The organism is Paenibacillus lentus (genome assembly GCF_042714055.1).
GTDB lineage: Bacteria > Bacillota > Bacilli > Paenibacillales > Paenibacillaceae > Fontibacillus > Fontibacillus lentus_A.
In genome coordinates this window covers 38,095-57,057 of sequence record NZ_JBHGVC010000014.1, presented here as the reverse complement: position 1 = coordinate 57,057, position 18,963 = coordinate 38,095, and the positions used below count along the sequence as shown (strand labels likewise).

At 50.9% G+C, this 18,963-nt stretch carries 18 protein-coding genes and 2 riboswitches; of the genes, 11 read left to right on the top strand and 7 right to left on the bottom strand.

The genetic code is table 11. The features are described 5' to 3' along the window. The first annotated feature begins 290 nt into the window (after nucleotides 1-290). The 7 genes from ACE3MQ_RS23220 (at nucleotide 291) to cobS (ending at nucleotide 7,230) form a co-directional block, all read left to right on the top strand. A complete protein-coding gene (locus ACE3MQ_RS23220; protein ID WP_379397231.1) occupies nucleotides 291-1,247 on the top strand; it encodes a TRM11 family SAM-dependent methyltransferase in 957 nt (318 codons plus the stop codon). A gap of 69 nt (nucleotides 1,248-1,316) precedes the next feature. After that, a riboswitch (cobalamin riboswitch) is annotated at nucleotides 1,317-1,566 on the top strand. A gap of 197 nt (nucleotides 1,567-1,763) precedes the next feature. Beyond that, nucleotides 1,764-2,783 (top strand): ABC transporter substrate-binding protein, encoded by a 1,020-nt coding sequence (locus tag ACE3MQ_RS23215; protein WP_379397229.1) that lies wholly within the window; start codon nucleotides 1,764-1,766, stop codon nucleotides 2,781-2,783. After that, on the top strand, nucleotides 2,780-3,826 hold the full coding sequence (locus ACE3MQ_RS23210) for a FecCD family ABC transporter permease (protein ID WP_379397227.1): 1,047 nt from the start codon (nucleotides 2,780-2,782) through the stop codon (nucleotides 3,824-3,826). The genes ACE3MQ_RS23215 and ACE3MQ_RS23210 overlap by 4 nt, the downstream gene beginning before the upstream one ends. Continuing rightward, entirely contained in the window at nucleotides 3,823-4,608 is a 786-nt protein-coding gene (locus ACE3MQ_RS23205) for an ABC transporter ATP-binding protein (protein ID WP_379397225.1), read from the top strand. The genes ACE3MQ_RS23210 and ACE3MQ_RS23205 overlap by 4 nt, the downstream gene beginning before the upstream one ends. A 137-nt stretch (nucleotides 4,609-4,745) precedes the next feature. Further along, nucleotides 4,746-5,825, top strand: a complete 1,080-nt coding sequence (cobT, locus tag ACE3MQ_RS23200) for a nicotinate-nucleotide--dimethylbenzimidazole phosphoribosyltransferase (RefSeq protein WP_379397223.1) — start codon at nucleotides 4,746-4,748, stop codon at nucleotides 5,823-5,825. Then, on the top strand, nucleotides 5,822-6,406 hold the full coding sequence (cobU, locus tag ACE3MQ_RS23195) for a bifunctional adenosylcobinamide kinase/adenosylcobinamide-phosphate guanylyltransferase (RefSeq protein ID WP_379397221.1): 585 nt from the start codon (nucleotides 5,822-5,824) through the stop codon (nucleotides 6,404-6,406). The genes cobT and cobU overlap by 4 nt, the downstream gene beginning before the upstream one ends. Beyond that, on the top strand, nucleotides 6,403-7,230 hold the full coding sequence (cobS, locus tag ACE3MQ_RS23190) for an adenosylcobinamide-GDP ribazoletransferase (protein ID WP_379397219.1): 828 nt from the start codon (nucleotides 6,403-6,405) through the stop codon (nucleotides 7,228-7,230). Before cobU ends, cobS begins: the two co-directional genes overlap by 4 nt. 76 nt (nucleotides 7,231-7,306) lie before the next feature. Here cobS and ACE3MQ_RS23185 read toward each other — a convergent pair whose 3' ends face one another. Continuing rightward, entirely contained in the window at nucleotides 7,307-8,995 is a 1,689-nt protein-coding gene (locus tag ACE3MQ_RS23185; protein WP_379397216.1) for a methyl-accepting chemotaxis protein, read from the bottom strand. A 226-nt stretch (nucleotides 8,996-9,221) separates the two neighbouring features. On the opposite strand from ACE3MQ_RS23185, the gene ACE3MQ_RS23180 reads away from it, so the two are divergent. Continuing rightward, nucleotides 9,222-9,920 carry a queuosine precursor transporter gene (locus tag ACE3MQ_RS23180; RefSeq protein ID WP_379397214.1) on the top strand — a complete coding sequence of 233 codons (699 nt, stop codon included), beginning with the start codon at nucleotides 9,222-9,224 and terminating at the stop codon, nucleotides 9,918-9,920. 65 nt (nucleotides 9,921-9,985) lie between these two features. Here ACE3MQ_RS23180 and ACE3MQ_RS23175 read toward each other — a convergent pair whose 3' ends face one another. Further along, complete coding sequence (locus tag ACE3MQ_RS23175) at nucleotides 9,986-11,071, bottom strand: M24 family metallopeptidase (protein ID WP_379397212.1); 1,086 nt, start codon at nucleotides 11,069-11,071, stop codon at nucleotides 9,986-9,988. A gap of 373 nt (nucleotides 11,072-11,444) precedes the next feature. Between ACE3MQ_RS23175 and ACE3MQ_RS23170 the strand changes: the two genes are divergently transcribed. Next, complete coding sequence (locus ACE3MQ_RS23170) at nucleotides 11,445-12,974, top strand: MDR family MFS transporter (protein WP_379397344.1); 1,530 nt, start codon at nucleotides 11,445-11,447, stop codon at nucleotides 12,972-12,974. A 64-nt stretch (nucleotides 12,975-13,038) separates the two neighbouring features. Next, nucleotides 13,039-13,281, top strand: a complete 243-nt coding sequence (locus ACE3MQ_RS23165) for a hypothetical protein (RefSeq protein WP_379397210.1) — start codon at nucleotides 13,039-13,041, stop codon at nucleotides 13,279-13,281. Nucleotides 13,282-13,367: 86 nt separating this feature from the next. Here the strand turns inward: ACE3MQ_RS23165 and ACE3MQ_RS23160 are convergent, their stop codons facing one another. From ACE3MQ_RS23160 to queC, 5 genes are all read right to left on the bottom strand, one after another. Continuing rightward, the gene (locus ACE3MQ_RS23160; RefSeq protein WP_379397208.1) at nucleotides 13,368-14,345 is read right to left on the bottom strand and encodes a 2-hydroxyacid dehydrogenase; all 978 of its coding nucleotides are present in this window, start codon (nucleotides 14,343-14,345) and stop codon (nucleotides 13,368-13,370) included. A 90-nt stretch (nucleotides 14,346-14,435) separates the two neighbouring features. Continuing rightward, nucleotides 14,436-14,933 carry a preQ(1) synthase gene (gene queF, locus ACE3MQ_RS23155; RefSeq protein WP_379397206.1) on the bottom strand — a complete coding sequence of 166 codons (498 nt, stop codon included), beginning with the start codon at nucleotides 14,931-14,933 and terminating at the stop codon, nucleotides 14,436-14,438. A 45-nt stretch (nucleotides 14,934-14,978) separates the two neighbouring features. After that, the gene (gene queE, locus ACE3MQ_RS23150) at nucleotides 14,979-15,716 is read right to left on the bottom strand and encodes a 7-carboxy-7-deazaguanine synthase QueE (RefSeq protein WP_379397204.1); all 738 of its coding nucleotides are present in this window, start codon (nucleotides 15,714-15,716) and stop codon (nucleotides 14,979-14,981) included. Beyond that, nucleotides 15,709-16,203 (bottom strand): 6-carboxytetrahydropterin synthase QueD, encoded by a 495-nt coding sequence (queD, locus tag ACE3MQ_RS23145; protein ID WP_379397202.1) that lies wholly within the window; start codon nucleotides 16,201-16,203, stop codon nucleotides 15,709-15,711. The genes queE and queD overlap by 8 nt, the downstream gene beginning before the upstream one ends. Next, nucleotides 16,200-16,868 carry a 7-cyano-7-deazaguanine synthase QueC gene (gene queC / locus ACE3MQ_RS23140; RefSeq protein ID WP_379397200.1) on the bottom strand — a complete coding sequence of 223 codons (669 nt, stop codon included), beginning with the start codon at nucleotides 16,866-16,868 and terminating at the stop codon, nucleotides 16,200-16,202. The genes queD and queC overlap by 4 nt, the downstream gene beginning before the upstream one ends. Before the next feature lie 141 nt (nucleotides 16,869-17,009). Next, nucleotides 17,010-17,053, bottom strand: a riboswitch (PreQ1 riboswitch). A 163-nt stretch (nucleotides 17,054-17,216) separates the two neighbouring features. On the opposite strand from queC, the gene ACE3MQ_RS23135 reads away from it, so the two are divergent. Then, on the top strand, nucleotides 17,217-18,719 hold the full coding sequence (locus tag ACE3MQ_RS23135) for a copper amine oxidase N-terminal domain-containing protein (RefSeq protein ID WP_379397198.1): 1,503 nt from the start codon (nucleotides 17,217-17,219) through the stop codon (nucleotides 18,717-18,719). Nucleotides 18,720-18,963: the final 244 nt, after the last annotated feature.

Genomic DNA, 18,963 nt, shown 5'->3' with positions numbered 1-18,963 from the left:
TTATAGCTTTAGCATAATGTGCTGATATCAAGCTTTAAATCTGGGACAAGATATTGCTTTGACGGTACAGCGTGATGCGGTGACCGATCGCCGTCGTGCAGCGCAATACTGTGCACTGGGGCTGCGCGGGGTGAAGAACAAATAATTGCACCATACGTAGGGGCTGCCTTGTTTACAGTACGGTAAAGCGTGGTCGGCTGTGTTTGCGCCGCGCGAGCTCCCGGTGCGGCAAATAGCGTCTCATGGCGGGTGCCAAGACCGCTGAAGATGAAGGGGAGGCGTGGATCAGAATGTGTGAGGAAGGCACCGGTCGATATATTTATACCTATGCTTGTCATGATAATGAGCGGCGGCTATGTGAAATGGAGCTTGAGGCTTTGTTTGGGCAGCGGCCGGGAAGCGTTGGGTATCTGGAAACGGAAAGACGGATTGATCCGAGCCGCAGTCCGTATATTTCATATCGATTGGACATATTATTTAGAGGAGAAAGCTTGGAAAGCATAGTCTCGCAAGCCGCTGGTCTTCGTTTGAATGACAGAACCTTTAAGGTCGTCTATATGAAGCAAGGCGATACGCGTAGCTATGATGAGCAGCGCGACATCGAGCGGCAGGTCGGAAGGCAGATTCGCGGAAAGGCGGAAATGCGCACACCGGAGGTGACCTATGGCCTGATTTCGTTCGATGGGCATTGGTCGCTTGGCATTTGCCATAAGGCAGAGTCCGTATGGCTATGCCATAAGAGCAAGCCGCGCAATTATTCCACGGGATTAAGCACGATCGTCGCTAGGGCATTGGTCAATATAGCGGTGCCTGAACCGCATGCCGCTCGGGTGATCGATCCCTGCTGCGGAATGGGGAATGTGATCATTGAGGCATTATCGATGGGGATCGATATCATAGGCAGGGATATTAATCCCCTGGCCATCAGGGGAGCAAGAGTGAATTTACGGCATTTCGGATATGACGATAACCGGGTCAGTCTCGGCGATTTGAATGAGGTGGATACACTTTATGATGCGGCTATCGTGGATATGCCCTATAATTTATGCTCCGTGCTCTCTCCGGAGGAGCGCCGGCAAATGCTGAGCAGCATAGGGCGGTTCAGCAAGAGGGCCGTCATCGTCTCCACAGAGCAGCTTGAGGAAGAAATGAGCCGATCCGGCCTTCTCATTCGTGATTATGGGACGGTCTGCAAAAGTTCTTTTGTTCGACATATTTGGTTGTGCGAGTCGGAACAATGGGGATAAATGATTGTCAGTCGCGAGGTTTTCCCCTATAATCCAATACAGACGCAGATGTATGAATGATAAATGAATGAATGGAAAAAAACCGTAGGTCCCGAATCGGCAGTTTACCGAATATGCTGCTGCCTCGGGTTAAAAGGGAAGCCGGTGCAATTCCGGCACGGTCCCGCCACTGTAAACAGGGATGAAGCTCATAGATGTCACTGTCAATCGTTGCAATGCCGCTATACCATGCATGGTTTGGGGCGAGGCTTCGAGGATGGGAAGGCGAGCTGCATCGACAACCTGGAGTCAGGAGACCTGCCCACGGGAATAAGAGACGTTCCTTCGAGGAAAGGAAGACGTTCTGCTGATAGAACTATGCCCTGGACAAGCGGATGCTTGAGCTCTGCGTATAGTCTTGTAGACGTAGCCCGATCCTGAATGGATGGGTTTTTTTCTTGTTCTGGTGAAGTATTTCCATTCAACTGCCGGTAATCCATGAATATACTATACGACCTCATAAGGAGAGAGAGATGAATGAACAAGATTAGGCATTTCTGGGGGATTTTGATTTTAGCGATCATGCTCGTTGTGATGGCCGGCTGCGGCAAGGACGCGGCAGGCAATAATAATACAAGTGCACCTGCCCAGCAGGAGCAGAACACTCAAGCGGGACAGGGAGAAGAACAGACGGCTTCGCCGTCCGATGCGCAAAGAACGACTTATCCTTTGACAGTGAAGGATTCGACGGGAGCGGAGTTTACTTTTGAAGCCGCACCGCAAAAAATCGTATCGCTGGCTCCTTCGGAGACAGAAGGATTATTCGCGCTTGGACTCGATGAGCAAGTCGTAGGCGTATCCGATACCGATGATTACCCCGAAGCCGTAAAGGACAAGCCGAGAATGGGCGGATTTCAGGTTAACGTTGAGTCCGTCATTGCCGCCAAGCCGGATTTGGTGCTGGTGGTAGGCAGTCTGATCGACCCGGCGACCGTAAAAAGCTTAACCGATCTCGGAATCAAGGTCTATCAATCCAATCCGAATACATTGGACGAAACGATGGCGCATATCAGAGCGGTAGGCGAAATTACCGACCGTCAAAAGGAAGCCGCAGAAGTGGTGGCTCAAATGGAAAAAGAACGCGATCTCGTCTTGGATGCCGTTAAATCCTTGGGGCCGGATCAGCGCAAAAAAGTGTATATCGAGTTCTCGCCAGGCTGGACCGTCGGCAAAGGCGAGTTTATGGATGAATTGATTACATTGGCCGGCGGCGAGAACGTAGCCTCGGATCTTGAAGGCTGGAATGAAATCAACGAAGAGAACATTATCAAGGCCAACCCGGATGTCATTTTATTTGCCGGAAACGTGCTGTATGAGGACAATCAGACGATTGGCGATATGATCAAGGCTCGCGGCGGCTGGGATCAAATTACAGCCGTTAAGGCAGACCGCGTTATTGGCCTTGACGATAATTTGCTAAGCCGTCCCGGCCCGCGCGTTACCCAGGGATTGCTTGAAATGGCCCGAGCCATTTATCCGGAACTGATTCAGCAATGAGGCATAAATTGGCGGGATACGGAGCGGCGGGCTTGATACTTCTGGCTGCAACCTTGCTGATCTGTATCGGCGTCGGTTCCGTCTATCTGCCGACCGGCCAGATTATCGGCATTTTGCTTCATCGGCTGCCGGGAATCGGCAGCATGATTACGCCGGACTGGGATGTTTCGGCCATGCAGATCGTCATGCAGGTTCGGCTGCCCCGCGTTTTGCTCGGCATGCTTGTCGGCGCCTCGCTCGCGGTGGCGGGTGCCGCCTTTCAAGGCGTACTGCGCAATCCGTTGGCAGATCCTTTTACATTGGGCGTATCTTCGGGATCGGCGGTCGGCGCTGCTACGCTTATTTTTTTCGGCTGGCAGTTCTCATTAGCCGGAGTATTTACGCTGCCGTTCGTGGCGTTTGTAACAGGGGCATGTACCCTGCTTGTCGTGATGTGGCTGGCTAGGGAGAACGGGAAAATTCCGATTGAAAGCCTCATTTTGTCGGGCGTAGTGATGCAGTCTTTTCTGGGGGCGATTGTTTCGTTTTTGACGGCAATGTCAAAAAAGACAGTCAATGAAATTTTGTACTGGACAATGGGGAGTCTCAGCTTGCGCGGATGGTCGTATACGATCATCCTTTTCCCGTATTTGGTCATCGGTATGCTGTTTCTGTGGAGCAAAGCACGCAGCTTGAACCTGCTTGCTCTCGGAGAGCGTCAGGCGGCCCACTCCGGGTTGAATGTCGATCGGACGAAAGTGCTGGTGCTGCTTGTGGCTACGCTGATGACGGCAGCGGCCGTATCCGTGTCCGGGGTGATCGGCTTTGTGGGCTTGGTTATTCCGCATATGATCCGGCTGATGACGGGCCCGGATTACCGATTGATTATTCCGCTCTCAGCGCTTGGCGGGGGGATCTTTATGATGTTAAGCGATCTTGCGGCGCGAACGGTGCTCGCCCCTACAGAAATACCGCTTGGCGTTGTTACGGCGTTTGTCGGCGCTCCCTTCTTTGCTTATTTGCTGTACCGCAATAAGAAGCGGAGAATGGAGGAGCTGCAATGATTCATGTTCAAGGAGTGGGCAAGTCCTATGGCCGGCAAACGGTATTGCAGGGAATTGACTGGCAAGTGGAGCGGGGAGATTTTTGGGGTATTATTGGGCCGAACGGCAGTGGAAAAACAACGCTGCTGAATGTCTTGTCCGGAGTTGAGAGCCCGGAAGCTGGGGAAATTGCGCTGGCTGGCAAGCCGCTGGCTTCCTATCAGCGTAAGGAATTGTCAAAGAAGCTGGCCGTCCTCCAGCAGGACGGTTTGCCGCCGATGGCTTTCCCGGTGCGCCAAGTGCTAGAGATGGGGCGATTCCCTTTTCAAAATTGGCGGGGAAAAGAAGCGGGAGACGGTGCGGAAGGCTTGCTCAATGAGATTGTTCACCGCCTGGATCTGCAAGGGCTGGAGCACAAGCCGCTGCAAGTGTTGAGCGGAGGCCAGAGACAGCGGGTTGCCTTGGGCAAAGTCATGGCGCAGCAGCCGGAAATCGTGCTGCTGGATGAGCCGACGACATACCTTGATATTCGCTATCAAATGCAGTTTATGGAGTTGGTATCCAGCTGGCAGCGGGCAGAGCATTTGACAGTCATTGCAGTGATGCATGATTTGAATTTGGCTGCGCTCTATTGTGATAAGCTGCTTGCTTTACAGGATGGTAAAGTCGTTGCTCAGGGAGAGCCAAGCGAAATTATTACCCCGGAAATAGTGAAGTCGCTATTTGAAGTGGATTCTTATTCCGTGATCCATCCGGATCGGGGTGTCCCCCAGCTGCTGCTGCGAAACGAGCAGGGGACATGAGGCTTGAAGGCATGATAAGGGCTCGGATGCTAGTAATCGGAGGCATATGATGCCATTTGCTTATGCTTGGAAGCTGAACGCGGAGGGTTTTAGAATATTGCAATAAGGAGAACGAGCTAGAGAAAGGGGCTAATAGGATGAGTTATTCCATTTCGGATATTATCGGATCAATTTCACCGCTGCATACGGAGGCCGCTGCGGCAGCCGCGGATCATCTCGATCAATTGACCAAGCCTCCAGGCAGCCTTGGCAAGCTGGAGGCGCTGGCGATTCAGCTTGCCGGGATTACCGGGCAAGTGAAGCCGAGCTTTGCCCAGCGCGCTATCATCGTAATGGCCGCAGATCACGGGGTCTGCGAGGAAGGCATTAGCGCGTTCCCGGCGGAGGTGACTCCGCAGATGGTATTGAATTTCTTGGCGGGCGGGGCAGCGATTAATGTGTTTGCCCGCCAGGCCGCAGCTGATGTGCTGTGCGTCGATATCGGCGTGAATGCTGAGCTAAGTCATCCCGATTTGGTAAATCGGAAGGTAAGAATGGGAACAGCGAATATGGCTGTTGGGCCAGCGATGAGCCGTACAGAGGCCGAGGCTGCCGTATGGAGTGGAATCGAGATTGTAAAGGAAGCCGTAAATAAAGGCACAACGCTGTTTGTAACAGGTGAAATGGGAATTGGCAATACGACGGCAAGCGCTGCGGTAATGAGCGTACTGACAGGCATAGCGCCAAGGGAATGCGTTGGCCGGGGGACGGGCATTGATGAGCAGAAGCTGCTTCACAAAGCTTCCGTCGTTGAACGGGCGATAACGGTGAATCAACCGAATGCCGGTGATCCAATGGATGTACTGAGCAAGGTGGGCGGGCTTGAAATCGCTGGCTTAACCGGGATTATACTGGGCGCGGCAGCACATCGATGTCCCGTCGTAATTGACGGATTTATTTCCAGTGTGGCCGCATTGGTCGCCAAACGTTTATGCCCGGAAGCGGTAAATTATATGGTTGCTTCCCATCACTCGCAGGAGCCGGGACATATCCAGGTGCTGCGGGAGCTTGAATTATCTCCGATGCTTGAGCTCGAGATGAGACTGGGAGAAGGCACTGGGGGCGCGCTTGCTTTGCATCTGATTGATGGAGCCTGCCGAATTATGAATGAAATGGCTACTTTTGAAAGTGCGGGCATCTCCTCGGGTGAGCCATCTGCAGGAGTGGATGCGAAGTGATCGTCATGGTGACGGGCGGGGCTCGGAGTGGAAAGAGCAGCTTTGCCGAGCGGTGGTGCATGAAGCATGCCGACAGGGCATATTATATCGCCACGGCTCAGGCCTTCGATACCGAAATGGAGCAGCGAATTGCTCTGCATCGCCAGGATCGAGAGACGGCAGGCTACTCGTGGAAGACGATCGAAGAGCCGCTTCGGTTATGTGACTTGCTCCTGGAGCTGCAAGGCAATGAGTCTACTGGGGGACAGGACTCGACCGGACAAGCGCCGGCTGTACTGGTCGATTGCCTCACGCTATGGCTGTCCAATGTATTGCTCGATGCAGGCGACCAAGCGGATGCAGAGGCCAAAACGATGCTGGAAATAGAGCGACTGCTGGAGGCAGTCTCAAGCTATCAAGGAACACTTGTGATTGTGACCAACGAGGTAGGCAGTGGGATTGTTCCCGCCTATCCGCTAGGCCGGCAGTATCGGGATCTGGCCGGTATAATGAACCGGCGTTTAGCCGCCATGGCGGATCAGGTATTTCTCGTTACAGCGGGAATTCCGGTCGAGCTCAAGAGCAGGGAGTATAAGCTATGAAAAGCAGCCATAGTACGAACAGGAGCAAGGATCGGCCGATCGTGGCAGCGTTTCAATTTTTGTCGCGTTTCCCCGTTCCGCTCGAGGTGAATTTTACGCCGGAGCTTTTGCGGCGAAGTGTGAAGCATTATCCGCTGGTCGGCTTCGCTATCGGCGCTGCGCTCAGTATAGCTGCCGCATTCTCTGCTTGGTCGCTTCCGGCCATGCCTGCCGCGGTTATTATTCTTGCCGTCTGGATCTGGTTAACCGGAGGCTTGCATCTGGACGGCTGGATGGACTCGGCGGATGCGCTGCTCAGCTATCGCAGCAGGGAGAAGATGCTGGAGATTATGAAGGACAGCCGCGTCGGAGCGATGGGAGTCATCGCCTGCATCCTGCTCCTCCTGTTTAAAATGTCTCTCCTTCATTCCTTGATCGGATACGGCTTCGTGAAGATGGGGGCCGCGCTGTTGACGGCCCCGGTGTGGAGCCGATGGTTTATGACCTATGCATTAAAAGCTTGGCCGACCGCTCGGGAGGGCGAAGGGCTCGCGGAACGCTTCCACGGGAAGAAGCTGAGCGGAATCGTATTCTCCACGGCAGCCGCCCTATTATTGTCGGCCCTAGGGTTAGCGCTCGTTGCCTTGTGGGAACCGTCGTCCATGTCATGGACGCTCTGTCTGCTGTATTTTATACTGATACCGTGCGTAGTTTGGGTCATCGGGGCTTTGGCGGCTAACCGAATCAGCAAGAGACTGGGCGGTTTAACCGGAGATGTGTATGGTGCTTTGAATGAGGGTTTAGAGGCCGTGGTGCTGCTGGGTGCCGTGATTATTTTTCGATAGATGAAAAATAGCAATGCCGTGCTATCTTTGGATAGTACGGCATTGCTATTGCCTGTAAATAATTTATACGAGTTTATCAGATGATAAATTGACTAACGGATTCTCGTAAGGAGAGTGCGCCTTCGTGCAGATTGCGCACGGAATGGGCATGGTCTTTGATTTCATCCGCCTGCCTTACGGAATTATGGGCAATCTCCTCAATCGTCACGAGGGATTGGGCCGTAATATTGGCAGCCTCCTCTACGGAAGCGGTCACTTCTTCGGCACTGGCAGAAACCTGCTGGGTTGAAGAGGATATGGAATGGACGGTCAAGCTGATGCTTTGAATCCATTCCGAAAGCTGGGAAAAGGCCTCTTCCGCGCTTTTGACGCGAGCCGTCCCGGATTGAATCTCTTCGCTGACCCGCTGCATGGCGCGTACGGAGTTGCCGGATTCCTCCTGAATGGCGAGGAGATAGTCGCCGATTTCGTCCGTAGCGATGCGGGACTGCTCGGCGAGCTTGCGTACTTCCTCGGCTACGACCGCGAAGCCTTTTCCATGTTCGCCTGCCCGAGCTGATTCAATGGCGGCATTAAGCGCCAGGATGTTTATCTGTTTGCTGATCTCCGTAATCGTTCCGACGATTTGAGCGATCGCGGCGGAACGCTCGTTCATCAGCGAAATATGGTTCATGGATTCCACGGCCGCCTCCTCGACCAGGAGCATTCCGTCGACGGCTGCATGGGCAAGCCGATTCCCTGAAATCGCTTTGTGCGAGGCTTCACCGATTTTTTCGGTGATTTCAGCCGAGGAAGAGGCGATTTCATGTATGCCTTCAGAGATTTCCTCCATGGCTCGTGCATTTTCAGCTGCCGTTGAAGCCATCGTAGCGCTCCCTGATTCCACTTGCCGAGTAGCTTCATTCGAGCTGTAAATCAACTGTTCGAAGGTTTGTGCGGAAATAAGCAAATTGTCTGAGGTGTCAACGACGGTCTGGGAAGTATGAAGGACATGGGAGACCATTCCTTTTAGCTGCTCTGTCATCGTCCTGAAGCTGGCCGCAAGCAGGGCCAGTTCATCATGGCCTCGAACCTCGATCGTTTGGCGGAAATCGCCGCGCGCCATTTTCTCCGTGACCTGGGCCAGACTTTTGAGCGGCTTCGTAATTCGTTTGCTGACCAAGTAAGCAGCTGTGATTCCAAGCAGGATGATCGCGGCCGTAATACCGAAGCAGATCCATAATATCTCCGTCTGCTTCTCCTTGATAAAGGTAGCATCCATTCCGACGGCCAGCACAACCTCGCTGCCCGGCACTTGGATATACGCGGTCTTGTGGTAGCCAAATTGGTCTGAATATAAATCACTAATCGTCAGCTTTCCACCGATAGCCTGTTTCATTGCATCCTGAACGGCAATCGGATCGGACGGTTGTAGGGCGGATTCGGAATTGGCCGCAAGGACGATAGCTTGATCAGCCTGAAGATGAATGAGGTAAACGGTATGTAATTGAAAATCCTCGACGCTTTTCGTTAAGTAGGATTCAACGCCAAATCGGGCGTTTTCTCCCCCTTTGAGCAGTTGAAGGGACATCGTAGTATCGAGGCCACGGTAAATATCCTGCGTACTCGTATGTAGAACCTTGTCAAACTGGGGCAGGACGTTTTTATTGATAATCCCCATGGATACGACATAAAAGCTTATGCTGAACAGTAGTGAAGCTAGGACAATGACGACGGCAAAGGTTGTCATGAATTTGCGGCCGATTGAATGCTTGATTCCGGGCATGACATAATATCCTCCTAATTCATGTATTCCATTATAGGTCAATCGTTAAGACCATTAGCCTCCTTCCATTAACCTAAGCGAGTTATTAACCAGTGGTTCAATAGACTTATATTATAGTAAGTTTTCCCATTTGGAAATAGGGTTTTCGCAATTTTTCCTTATTTCATAAAGTTTTCACGATTTTTACAATTTTTAATATATGATCGAAATGTAGGGAGGAAGTTGTATGTTCAACCTGGGATGGGGCATTCTGTTCGTACTGGTGAACTTTATGTTCTTCTTGATATGCTATCGCTGGTTTGGAAAAAAAGGGCTCTATGCGTGGATTGGCGTGGCTACGGTCATTGCCAACATTCAAGTGGTAAAGACGATTGAAATGTTCGGGATTGTGATGACTCTGGGCAATACGATGTATGTCAGTCTTTATTTAACCAGTGATTTGCTCAACGAGAAGTATGGACGAGGGGAAGCTAAAAAAGCGGTGTGGTTTGGTTTCTTTACTTTGATTATGACAACCATCATTATGCAGATGGCTTTGGTCTTTACCCCCCAGCCCGGAGATTTGGCCCAAACGTCCTTAGAGAGCATATTTGGCTGGATGCCGCGGCTTGCACTGGGCAGTCTGACAGCATATTTTGTCAGCCAATTTCTGGATGTCCGGCTGTTTGCCTGGATCCGGAAGTTTTACCCGAGCCGGGGACAGCTGTGGATCCGCAACAATTTCAGCACGATGGTCAGTTCGTTTGTGGACACGCTTATCTTCTGCACGATTGCTTTTGCGGGTCAATACAGCCTGCGGATCTGGACGGAAATTTTGCTGACTACTTATATCGTCAAATTTATTTTGACCGCAGCAGGCACCCCGTTCCTGTACATCGCCCGAAATTTTCATCAGGAAGAGGATGGGTCGGCGCAGGCCAGGTAGCGGCTAGCCGTCCCATGCAAATAACCTCCGGTCAGTACACCGGAGGTTATTTGCAGCAAACGGACTTATAAATAAGTAAGCTCTTTTGGAAGAGTTGTCAGCACATCTACTCCTGTCGCCGTCACCGCCACGTCATCCTCGATACGGACGCCGCCCAGTCCAGGAACGTATATTCCCGGCTCGACCGTAAATACGTTGCCCTCTTCCAGGAGCAGCTCGTTCTCGCCGTGAACGGAGGGGAATTCATGGACATCGATGCCCAGACCGTGACCGAGCCGGTGAATGAAGTAGGGGCCGTATCCGGCAGCCGTAATGACGTCTCGGGCCGCCTTGTCAATCGAAGCGTAGGTGACGCCTGGCTTAATGGCCCGGATCGCGGCTTCATTGGCGGCGCGGACAGTATGATAGATTTGCTGGAGCGGTTCGGCCAAATGACCGACAGCAAAGGTACGTGTAATGTCCGAAGCATACCCATTCGCATAGAGTCCGATATCAAACATCAGCAGGTCGCCGTTCGATATCGTTTGATTGCCCGGAACTCCGTGAGGGAGAGCAGTTTTCTTGCCGGACAGCACCATAGTGTCGAAGGCCGGGCCGTCGGCGCCTACTTTGCGAATGAGAAATTCGATTTCGGCAACAAGTTCGTTTTCCCTAACGCCTGCTTTAACATGAGGCAGGGTGTCCTTTAATACTTGCTCGATGAGCGCGGCTGCATGCCGGATTTTCTTGATTTCTTCTTTGGATTTGCGATTCCGAAGCTGGCGAAGCCATGGCCCGACATCTAAATACCTGGCGAAGGACAAGGATTCCTGCAGCGTCTCGAAGCGGGCAACCGACATATGCTCCTTCTCGAAGCCGATGGTTCCGACCGAGGATTTAAGATTATTCTTCAATATTTCATAAGGGTTATCCGTATCTCTGTGCGTTACAATTTCGGTGATGTCGGCCGCAGCTCGGGCATTCTCTTCATCCAGCTCGGGAACGAGCAGGAAAGGCTGTTTGCCCATAGAGAATACGACGCCCAGAAATCGTTCATGCGGGTTGCTCAGATAGCCTGTCAAATAATAAACGTGCTTGGGATCGGTAATAATTAATGTTTGTATACCCACCTCCCGCATTTTTTGTTCCAGTATGGTCCATTTGGAGTTCATATGGTGAACCTCCCTCTCTTTGAAACTTATTTATCTATTATAGGGTAAAAGGTGAAACGTAGATAGTTCGCGGGTACTATCATTGCGGTTAGGATTTTCAAGAAAAAAGACGTCCTCTTTCGGGACATCCTCATTATGGTATATCTATGTCAAGCTTGAAACGGATGAGGCTGTGATCACGGATTAATTGTATCATATTATTACAATATTTGTAAGTGATGCTCGTACTTTGTCGTATTACAAATTTTTGTAGGATGCGAGGCTGCGACAGGAATGAAAGGGACTTGCTTTACTTTCTGCCTTTTTCTAATAAAATAAACAACAGGGCAAATATTTCTAATTTGAATAAGTTAAAAAGGGGCATACCTATTTGATTACAAAACAGAAGGACAACACATCTTTCATTTTAATCGGCTTGATGCTGGCCATCCTGATGTCTGCCATGGATAATACGATCGTTACAACGGCAATGGGCACCATTGTGTCGCAGCTTGGCGATATGGAGCAGTTCGTTTGGGTAACCTCGGCGTATATGGTTGCCGTAATGGCCGGTACCCCGATTTTTGGCAAGCTGTCCGATATGTATGGACGCAAGCGTTTTTTCATCTTTGGCATCATTACGTTCTTAATTGGATCGGTGCTGTGCGGCATGGCCGGAAGCATTATGCAGCTGAGTATTTTTAGAGCTGTTCAAGGTATCGGCGGCGGAGCGCTGATGCCGATTGCTTTTACGATAATTTATGATATCTTTCCTCTGGAGAAGCGCGGTAAAATGACGGGACTCCTAGGGGCAGTATTCGGAACCTCCAGCATATTCGGCCCCTTACTCGGTGCTTATATCACCGATACGCTGGGCTGGCATTGGGTATTCCTGATCAATGTGCCGATCGGCTTGGTTTGCCTCGGGTTAATTATCGGTTTCTATCGCGAGTCTCTGTCGCGTTCCAAGCAGCGCATCGATTGGGGCGGCGCATTTACGCTCGTCGGTTCGGTCGTATGCCTGATGTTTGCGCTGGAATTGGGCGGGGAAACGTACCCGTGGGGATCTACCGTAATATTAGGTTTATTTGCTAGTTTTGCTGTACTGTTTATAGCCTTCCTGTTCATAGAGACGCGAGCGGAGGAACCGATCATCTCATTTGGCATGTTCAGGAACAGGCTCTACGCGACAAGCAGTGTATTAGCTTTGCTCTACGGCAGCGTGTTTATTGTAGCCACCGTGTTCATCCCTATTTATGTACAAGGCGTATTTGGGGGTTCAGCGACGAACTCGGGGCTAATACTCATGCCGATGATGATCGGCTCGGTTGTGGGCAGTATGCTCGGCGGATTCTTATCCACGAGGCTGTCATACCGAACGATTATGATGATTTCCGTCTTTTGTTTTGTGAGCGGAATCTTTGCTTTAAGCACGCTATCCAATGATACCAGCCGGATGCTGCTGACGATGTACAGCATTTTGACCGGGTTTGGTGTCGGACACTCCTTTTCCGTGTTGAGCATGGCGGCTGTTCATCATTTCGATATGCGTCAGCGAGGGGCGGCGACATCCACCAACTCGTTCCTGCGGTCGCTCGGGATGACTTTGGGCATCACGATTTTTGGGATCGTGCAGAGAAACCTGGTTGCGAATGAAATGAAAAGCGTATTTGGCGGAACGGGTGCTGGAGAGTCCGCGCAAGCGTTTGGCGATATGAAGGAAATACTGTCTCCGGAGAAGAGAATGCAAATTCCGCCACCGATTTTGGAGAAAATAACAGCGGCTCTATCCTCCTCCATTGCCCATACGTTTATGTGGGCTCTGATTCCTGCTGGACTAGCCGTCCTGGTCGTATTATTCATGCCGGGCGATCGCATCTCTCCGCAGAAAAATCGCGGGAAGCAACCGCAGCATACCTCGTAGGCACGTTTATTTAGTACTCTTTTGAGGTATAAAGAGATAACAACGTGTGCGAGGTGATGATCATATGGCCAATTCAAAACGTGACGCCAGCCCGGGAGCTGATCAGGTAAAAGACAGGAGTCATCCCGAGCAGTATCCGACGGACAAGCCCAGCTTGTTTGACCTGCATGAGAGCGAGATGCATGTTGATCCGATTCCCGTAGAGGATTTAAAGTTCGAGGTGCAGGAGGAAAGGAATAAAGAAGCTACCAAGCACCATTCCTCGAGCGAGGGCAAATATCATACCGGCTTCGAGGATGATGAATAGCTGGCATGAGCAAAAAAAGGGATGGATTCGGGGTTAAACCCGGATCCATCCCTTTTGATTTGGATGAAAACGATCGGTTAGCATGTTTAAAATGAAGAGCGCAGTTCCTTCACAAGCTGAGGCGGAATTCGGCCGCTAAGGGCAACGACCAGATTTTCAGCCGCGAGCATCGCCATGTCAAATCGCGTCTTGCTTGTGGCCGAGCCGATATGAGGCAGGGTAATGACGTTAGGCAGCTTCAATAAAGGGTTGTCCGGGGATACCGGCTCCCGCTCGAAGACGTCCAGTCCTGCACCGTATATCGTTTTTTGCTCCAGGGCCGTAATGAGGGCCTGCTCATCCACGGTTTGTCCTCGGGATGCATTAATAAAAATAGCAGACGGCTTCATAAGCTCGAATTCCCGTTGACCGATTAAGCGCTGCGTTTCGGGAGTTAATGGTGTCATCAGGACGATAAAATCGGCTTCCTGAAGCAGTTGATCCATCGCGCAATATGTGGCGCCGAGCTCCGACTCGGCTTCCGGCTTCCGGCTGCGATTATGATACAAAATATCCATCTGGAAGCCCCATTTGGCCCGGCGAGCGACGGCTTCCCCAATGCCGCCCATCCCGATAATCCCGAGCTTCTTATGATGGACATCGAGACCGAATAGATTCTGGTTGTTTCCGCGCTTCCAATGACCTTCCTTTACATAGCGATCAAGCTCGGTAACCCGGCGGGCAGCAGCAAGGATCAGCGCGAAAATCAAATCAGCTACCGTTTCGTTTAATACGTCCGGCGTATTGGTTCCCATGACCCCGCGGGCTTTCATAGCCGCAAGATCAAAGTGGTTATAGCCCACGCTCATCGTACTGACTACTTTTAATTTCGGCGCATGATCCAGAAGCTCGTCATCGATTTTTCCGCCAAAGGTGAGCAGTCCCTCCGCATCGGACAGACTGGCCAGCAGGGCGTCTCTCGGTATCAGCTCGGGGCGATCCCATTTGTCATAGGTGCAATGCTCTGCGATATAATCTTCTACTTCCCTAGGAACATTGCGGGCAATGAATACTTTCGGCTTCAAGGCAGTTCTCTCCCCTCCGGAATAGGTTGCAATCATTTCAATTATTTATTAATTGTAACAGATTGCAGCCGATAGAATCTCGCTAATCCGTTAACGATTATCAATCTTCTCCGGATACAGGTCATGCTGCATCAGGCGCTGCTCGGCCATCGTCTCATATTTTGTGCCTGGCCGGCCGTAGTTGCAGTACGGATCGATCGAAATGCCGCCCCGCGGGGTAAATTTGCCCCAGACCTCGATGTATCTGGGATCCATCAGCTTAATCAGATCATTCATAATGATGTTGACGCAGTCCTCATGGAAATCGCCATGGTTGCGGAAGCTGAACAGGTACAGCTTGAGTGATTTGCTCTCCACCATTTTAATATCGGGTATATAGCTGATATAAATCGTTGCGAAATCAGGCTGTCCCGTAATCGGACACAGACTCGTGAATTCCGGGCAGTTGAACTTGACGAAGTAATCGCGGTACGGGTGCTTATTGTCAAAGCTTTCGAGAATGCCGGGATCATAGGCAAAGGAATATGGCACTTTTTGATTTCCCAGCAGAGTTAAATCCTGAAGCTCATCGTTTTGTCTTCCAGTCATGTTTATATCCTCCTAATAGGTTGTTTCTGGTCAGAAGAATGATCGCTACACGCCGCGTTTATTTCCCCAAACGAGGGCATGGAGCTGGGGCAGCACGCGCACATCGTTCAGCTCCGGCGCGGAGACGACCTGATCGATCAACTGCTCGTATCTCTCCAGAAGATCAGCGGTATGCTGCTGGATATCCATTCTCTTTACATCCGGGTTACCGACCTGCAAATAGAATGGAATATGCGGGTAGCGGGCGTGGACTTTCTTGGCATAGGCTAAATCCTGTTCATCAAAGACGACGACTTTAAGGCTTTGATCCAAAGGATCAGGTCTTGCCGACAGCTTCGATGCCACCTCGTCGAGCGCATCCCAGTCGGTCGTCATGCCTGAGCTTGGCGGTTTCGGGGACAGGGTTACCTGGTCGACCTCAGCAAGCCAATCCTGCCAGCGAGAGCCCTGTGTCTCTACCGCCACGACGATCCCTTTCTCATGCAGCAGCGCTACTAACGCACCGAGTCCGCCGAGGAGGGCGGGATTGCCGCCGGACAGCGTGACATGGGAGAAACGATCTCCCCCCAGGGAATAGAGCTCGGCATAAATATCCTCGGCCGTCATTCGCCGGATGTCATCCTTGGCGCTGCCATCCCATGTAAAGGCGGAGTCGCACCAGGAGCAGCGGTAGTCGCAGCCTGCGGTACGGACAAACATCGTCTTCTGGCCGATGACCATCCCTTCCCCTTGGATGGTCGGCCCGAATATTTCCAGCACGGGAATCAGCTGATGGTTACTCAACGCTCATCCACTCCCGTCTGGCTTCGGCATAGCTGGTCGGCGTCTCGTACAGGCGGACGAATTCCGTCCGAGCCTTGAGTGCCGGGGAATGGTATGCATCGGACTGGAGCGCCTGCTCCATTTGCTCGTACAGCCATACGACCATATTTTCCGCCGTCGTATTCATCAGTGGCAGCGATTCGTTTAAATATTGATGATCAAGAACTCCTTCGATTTCCTGCTTCCAAATCGTTTTGATCGTACCGAAATCCATCGTAATGCCCAGCTCATCCGGTATGCCGCTAATCCCGAAAATGACTTTATAGGTATGTCCATGCAAGTTTTTGCACTTGCCCTCATAGGCATGTAAATGGTGTGCGGCATCAAAAGTGAATTCCTTGCTCACCAGCACACGTCTCTCATGGTATCTTAATCGCGAGCGAGGAATGTCCTCTCCCAGCTTCTGCAGTTTTTCCACGATGCGAAATTGGCCAGGAACGAAGCTCATGATTTTTCCTCCTTTGCTTGTGCCTCAAGATAGGCCTCCATTCCGGCAAGTCTTAGCTTGCAGGAAGGACACTCTCCACAGCCGTCGCCGATCACGCCGTTATAACAGGTAAGCGTCCGTTCCCGAACGTAGTCGAAGGCGCCAAGCTCATCGGCAAGCTGCCAGGTGGCGGCTTTATCGAGCCACATAAGCGGGGTATGGATGACAAAGCTATAATCCATCGCCAGATTTAGCGTCACATTCAGCGATTTAACGAAGGCGTCCCGGCAATCGGGGTAGCCGCTGAAGTCCGTTTCGCATACGCCGGTAATGAGATGCCTTGCCCCAACTCCTTTGGCAAGGACTGCGGCAAAACTGAGGAACAGATGGTTGCGACCTTCTACAAAGGTGTTGGGCAGCTCTCCGTCCTGATGGACGATGTCCATGTCATGGCGGGTCAGCGCATTCGGGCTTAATTGGGACAATAGGCCCATATCCAGCAGATGGAATTTGACGCCAAGCTCTGCGGCAATGCCGCGGGCGCACTCAATCTCCTGCCGATGGCGCTGCCCGTAATTGAAGGTCACGACCTCGACTTCACGAAATTGCTTCAAAGCCCAAAACAGGCAGGTAGTACTGTCTTGGCCGCCGCTGAATACGACAACGGCCTTCTCGTTATGAAGCATAAAAAAAACCTCTCTTCTTCTGAATTTAGTTAAAGGGTGCGTAGGACACCATTTACATAGAAGAAAGAGAGTTCTTGAACTGGAACACTATGAAAAAACATACCGCAGCCCGTAGAAGAGCACGGCAAAAAGAGCGCAAAAGCGCTGTTAGTTTTTTATAGAGGGAGTTCGCGAACCTCTCCCATGCAGAAATAGCATGGATCTTCTTCAATTGTGTCAATGTTTCGATGCCATTATAGCATAAATGAAGCTGAAACTGTTGTTCCAAGACATGTCAACTAGTTGTTTTCTCTTATTTACAAGGAGAAAGGGATACAGGATAATAGAATATATTAATTCGGGGAGGTAATGTGTTTGAAGAAAATGAGTAAATGGCTATCGCTGCCACTAGTCCTGCTACTGGTTATCCTTACAGGGTGCGAAGCAGTAGGAGGACTTGATGTCAATAAGGCTTTGCTGAAAAGTATGGAGGTGCAGGCCAGCGAATCCAAACAATCGATTTCGATTGAAGTCGTGCCTGCGGATAAGGTTTCTAAAGAAGACAAGGAAATCATAGAGCTTATTAATTCGCTGTCTTTAACTGTTGATCATGCCAAGTTTCAAGATACTGCGACGATGTCGCTCAAAGGCTCGATCGGCTTTTCCGGCGAGAAGCTGCCGTATCATATTTCCATGGACGCTAAAGGGATGACGATTCAGGTAGAAGGGGCTAAGCAGCCGCTGTACATATCCCTCGAGGATGCATCTTCAGAGTATCTTGAGCTGGAGCAATACAATGAGCAGGCTCAAGAGTTCGGCGTAAAAGCTACCGGCTTCCTGCTGAAGCATATGCCGAATCCATCCACGATTTCCGTGAAAAAAGTGCAGGAGAAAGTGAATGATGAATCGCTCAGCCTGACTCAGCTTCATGCCGAAATTCGCGGCGATGAGCTGGTGAAGCTGGTTAAGCCTCTTTTGACGAATGTTTCGAAAGACGAAGAGGGCTTGAAGGAGCTTATCGGGGCATTCTATGACTTCTTCTATCCAGTTTTGAGCGCTCAATTCGGAACGGATGCATTTGGAGAAGGCCAGGCCTCTTCCAAGGAATTGACCGTTGCCGCAATGTACGGCGTTGTTCAAGAAACATTGACCGAGGTACTGAAGGAATACGATCAGCAGGCTGCCGCTTTGTTTGAAGAAATGCCGGAGCTGAATACCGTGCTTGGCAAAGATACGGTGCTCAAAACGGATGTGTATTTCGACAGCAGCCTGAACATGCGCAAGCAGAACATGGAGCTTACGGTAGCGATTCCTCAAGGTGAAGGCGTTCCTATCAAAGCATTCACGATTCGCAGTGAAGCCGAAATGTGGAATGTTGGCGGAAACGTAACTATGGATCAAGTTAATGTAAGTGCAGGCAAGCTGGTCGTCACGGACGGGGAGATTACTCCGGGACAAATGCTGCGCAATTTTGAGCCGGGTTCTATCATTTACAAGCTCTTGAAGGAAGAGATGCATATCACTTCCAAGTATGTATTGGTCGGCTATCCGGGCGACTATTATGAAGTGATTAAGAAGAACGGTTCCAGCTTTGTACCGCTCCGTTATATGTCCGCTGAGCTGGACGCAGAGATCAAATGGAATAAGGAAACGAAGACGATTACGATCATTGACGATATTACGCAAGAGGAAATCGTGCTGACCGTCGGTTCCAAGCAAGCGAAAGTAGGCGGGAAGGCAGTAACGTTATCCGAGCCGGCATTTATTCATGAAGACGGCAAGACGTATGTGCCGCTGCGCTTTATCGCTGAAGCTCTAGGAGCGAAGGTGCAAGTGGACGGCGACGGATGGATTACAGTAACTCGCGATTAATTGCTTAGGTATAACAATCTGTGCTTCATGCATGGATTCTTGAAGAAAGGACTGCAGCTTATTCTACCCAATAAGCGAGCAGTCCTTTTTTTCACATATCGCAGATTTCGGCAAACGAAAAATTGACCGTGATTTAATAATTGACGTACAATAAACCTCCATTTAAGATAGGAATAATACTTTTACTTCAAAAAGAGAAGCCAGTCATGATTTTTCGCTTTAACACTTTCACCTGGGAAAGCGT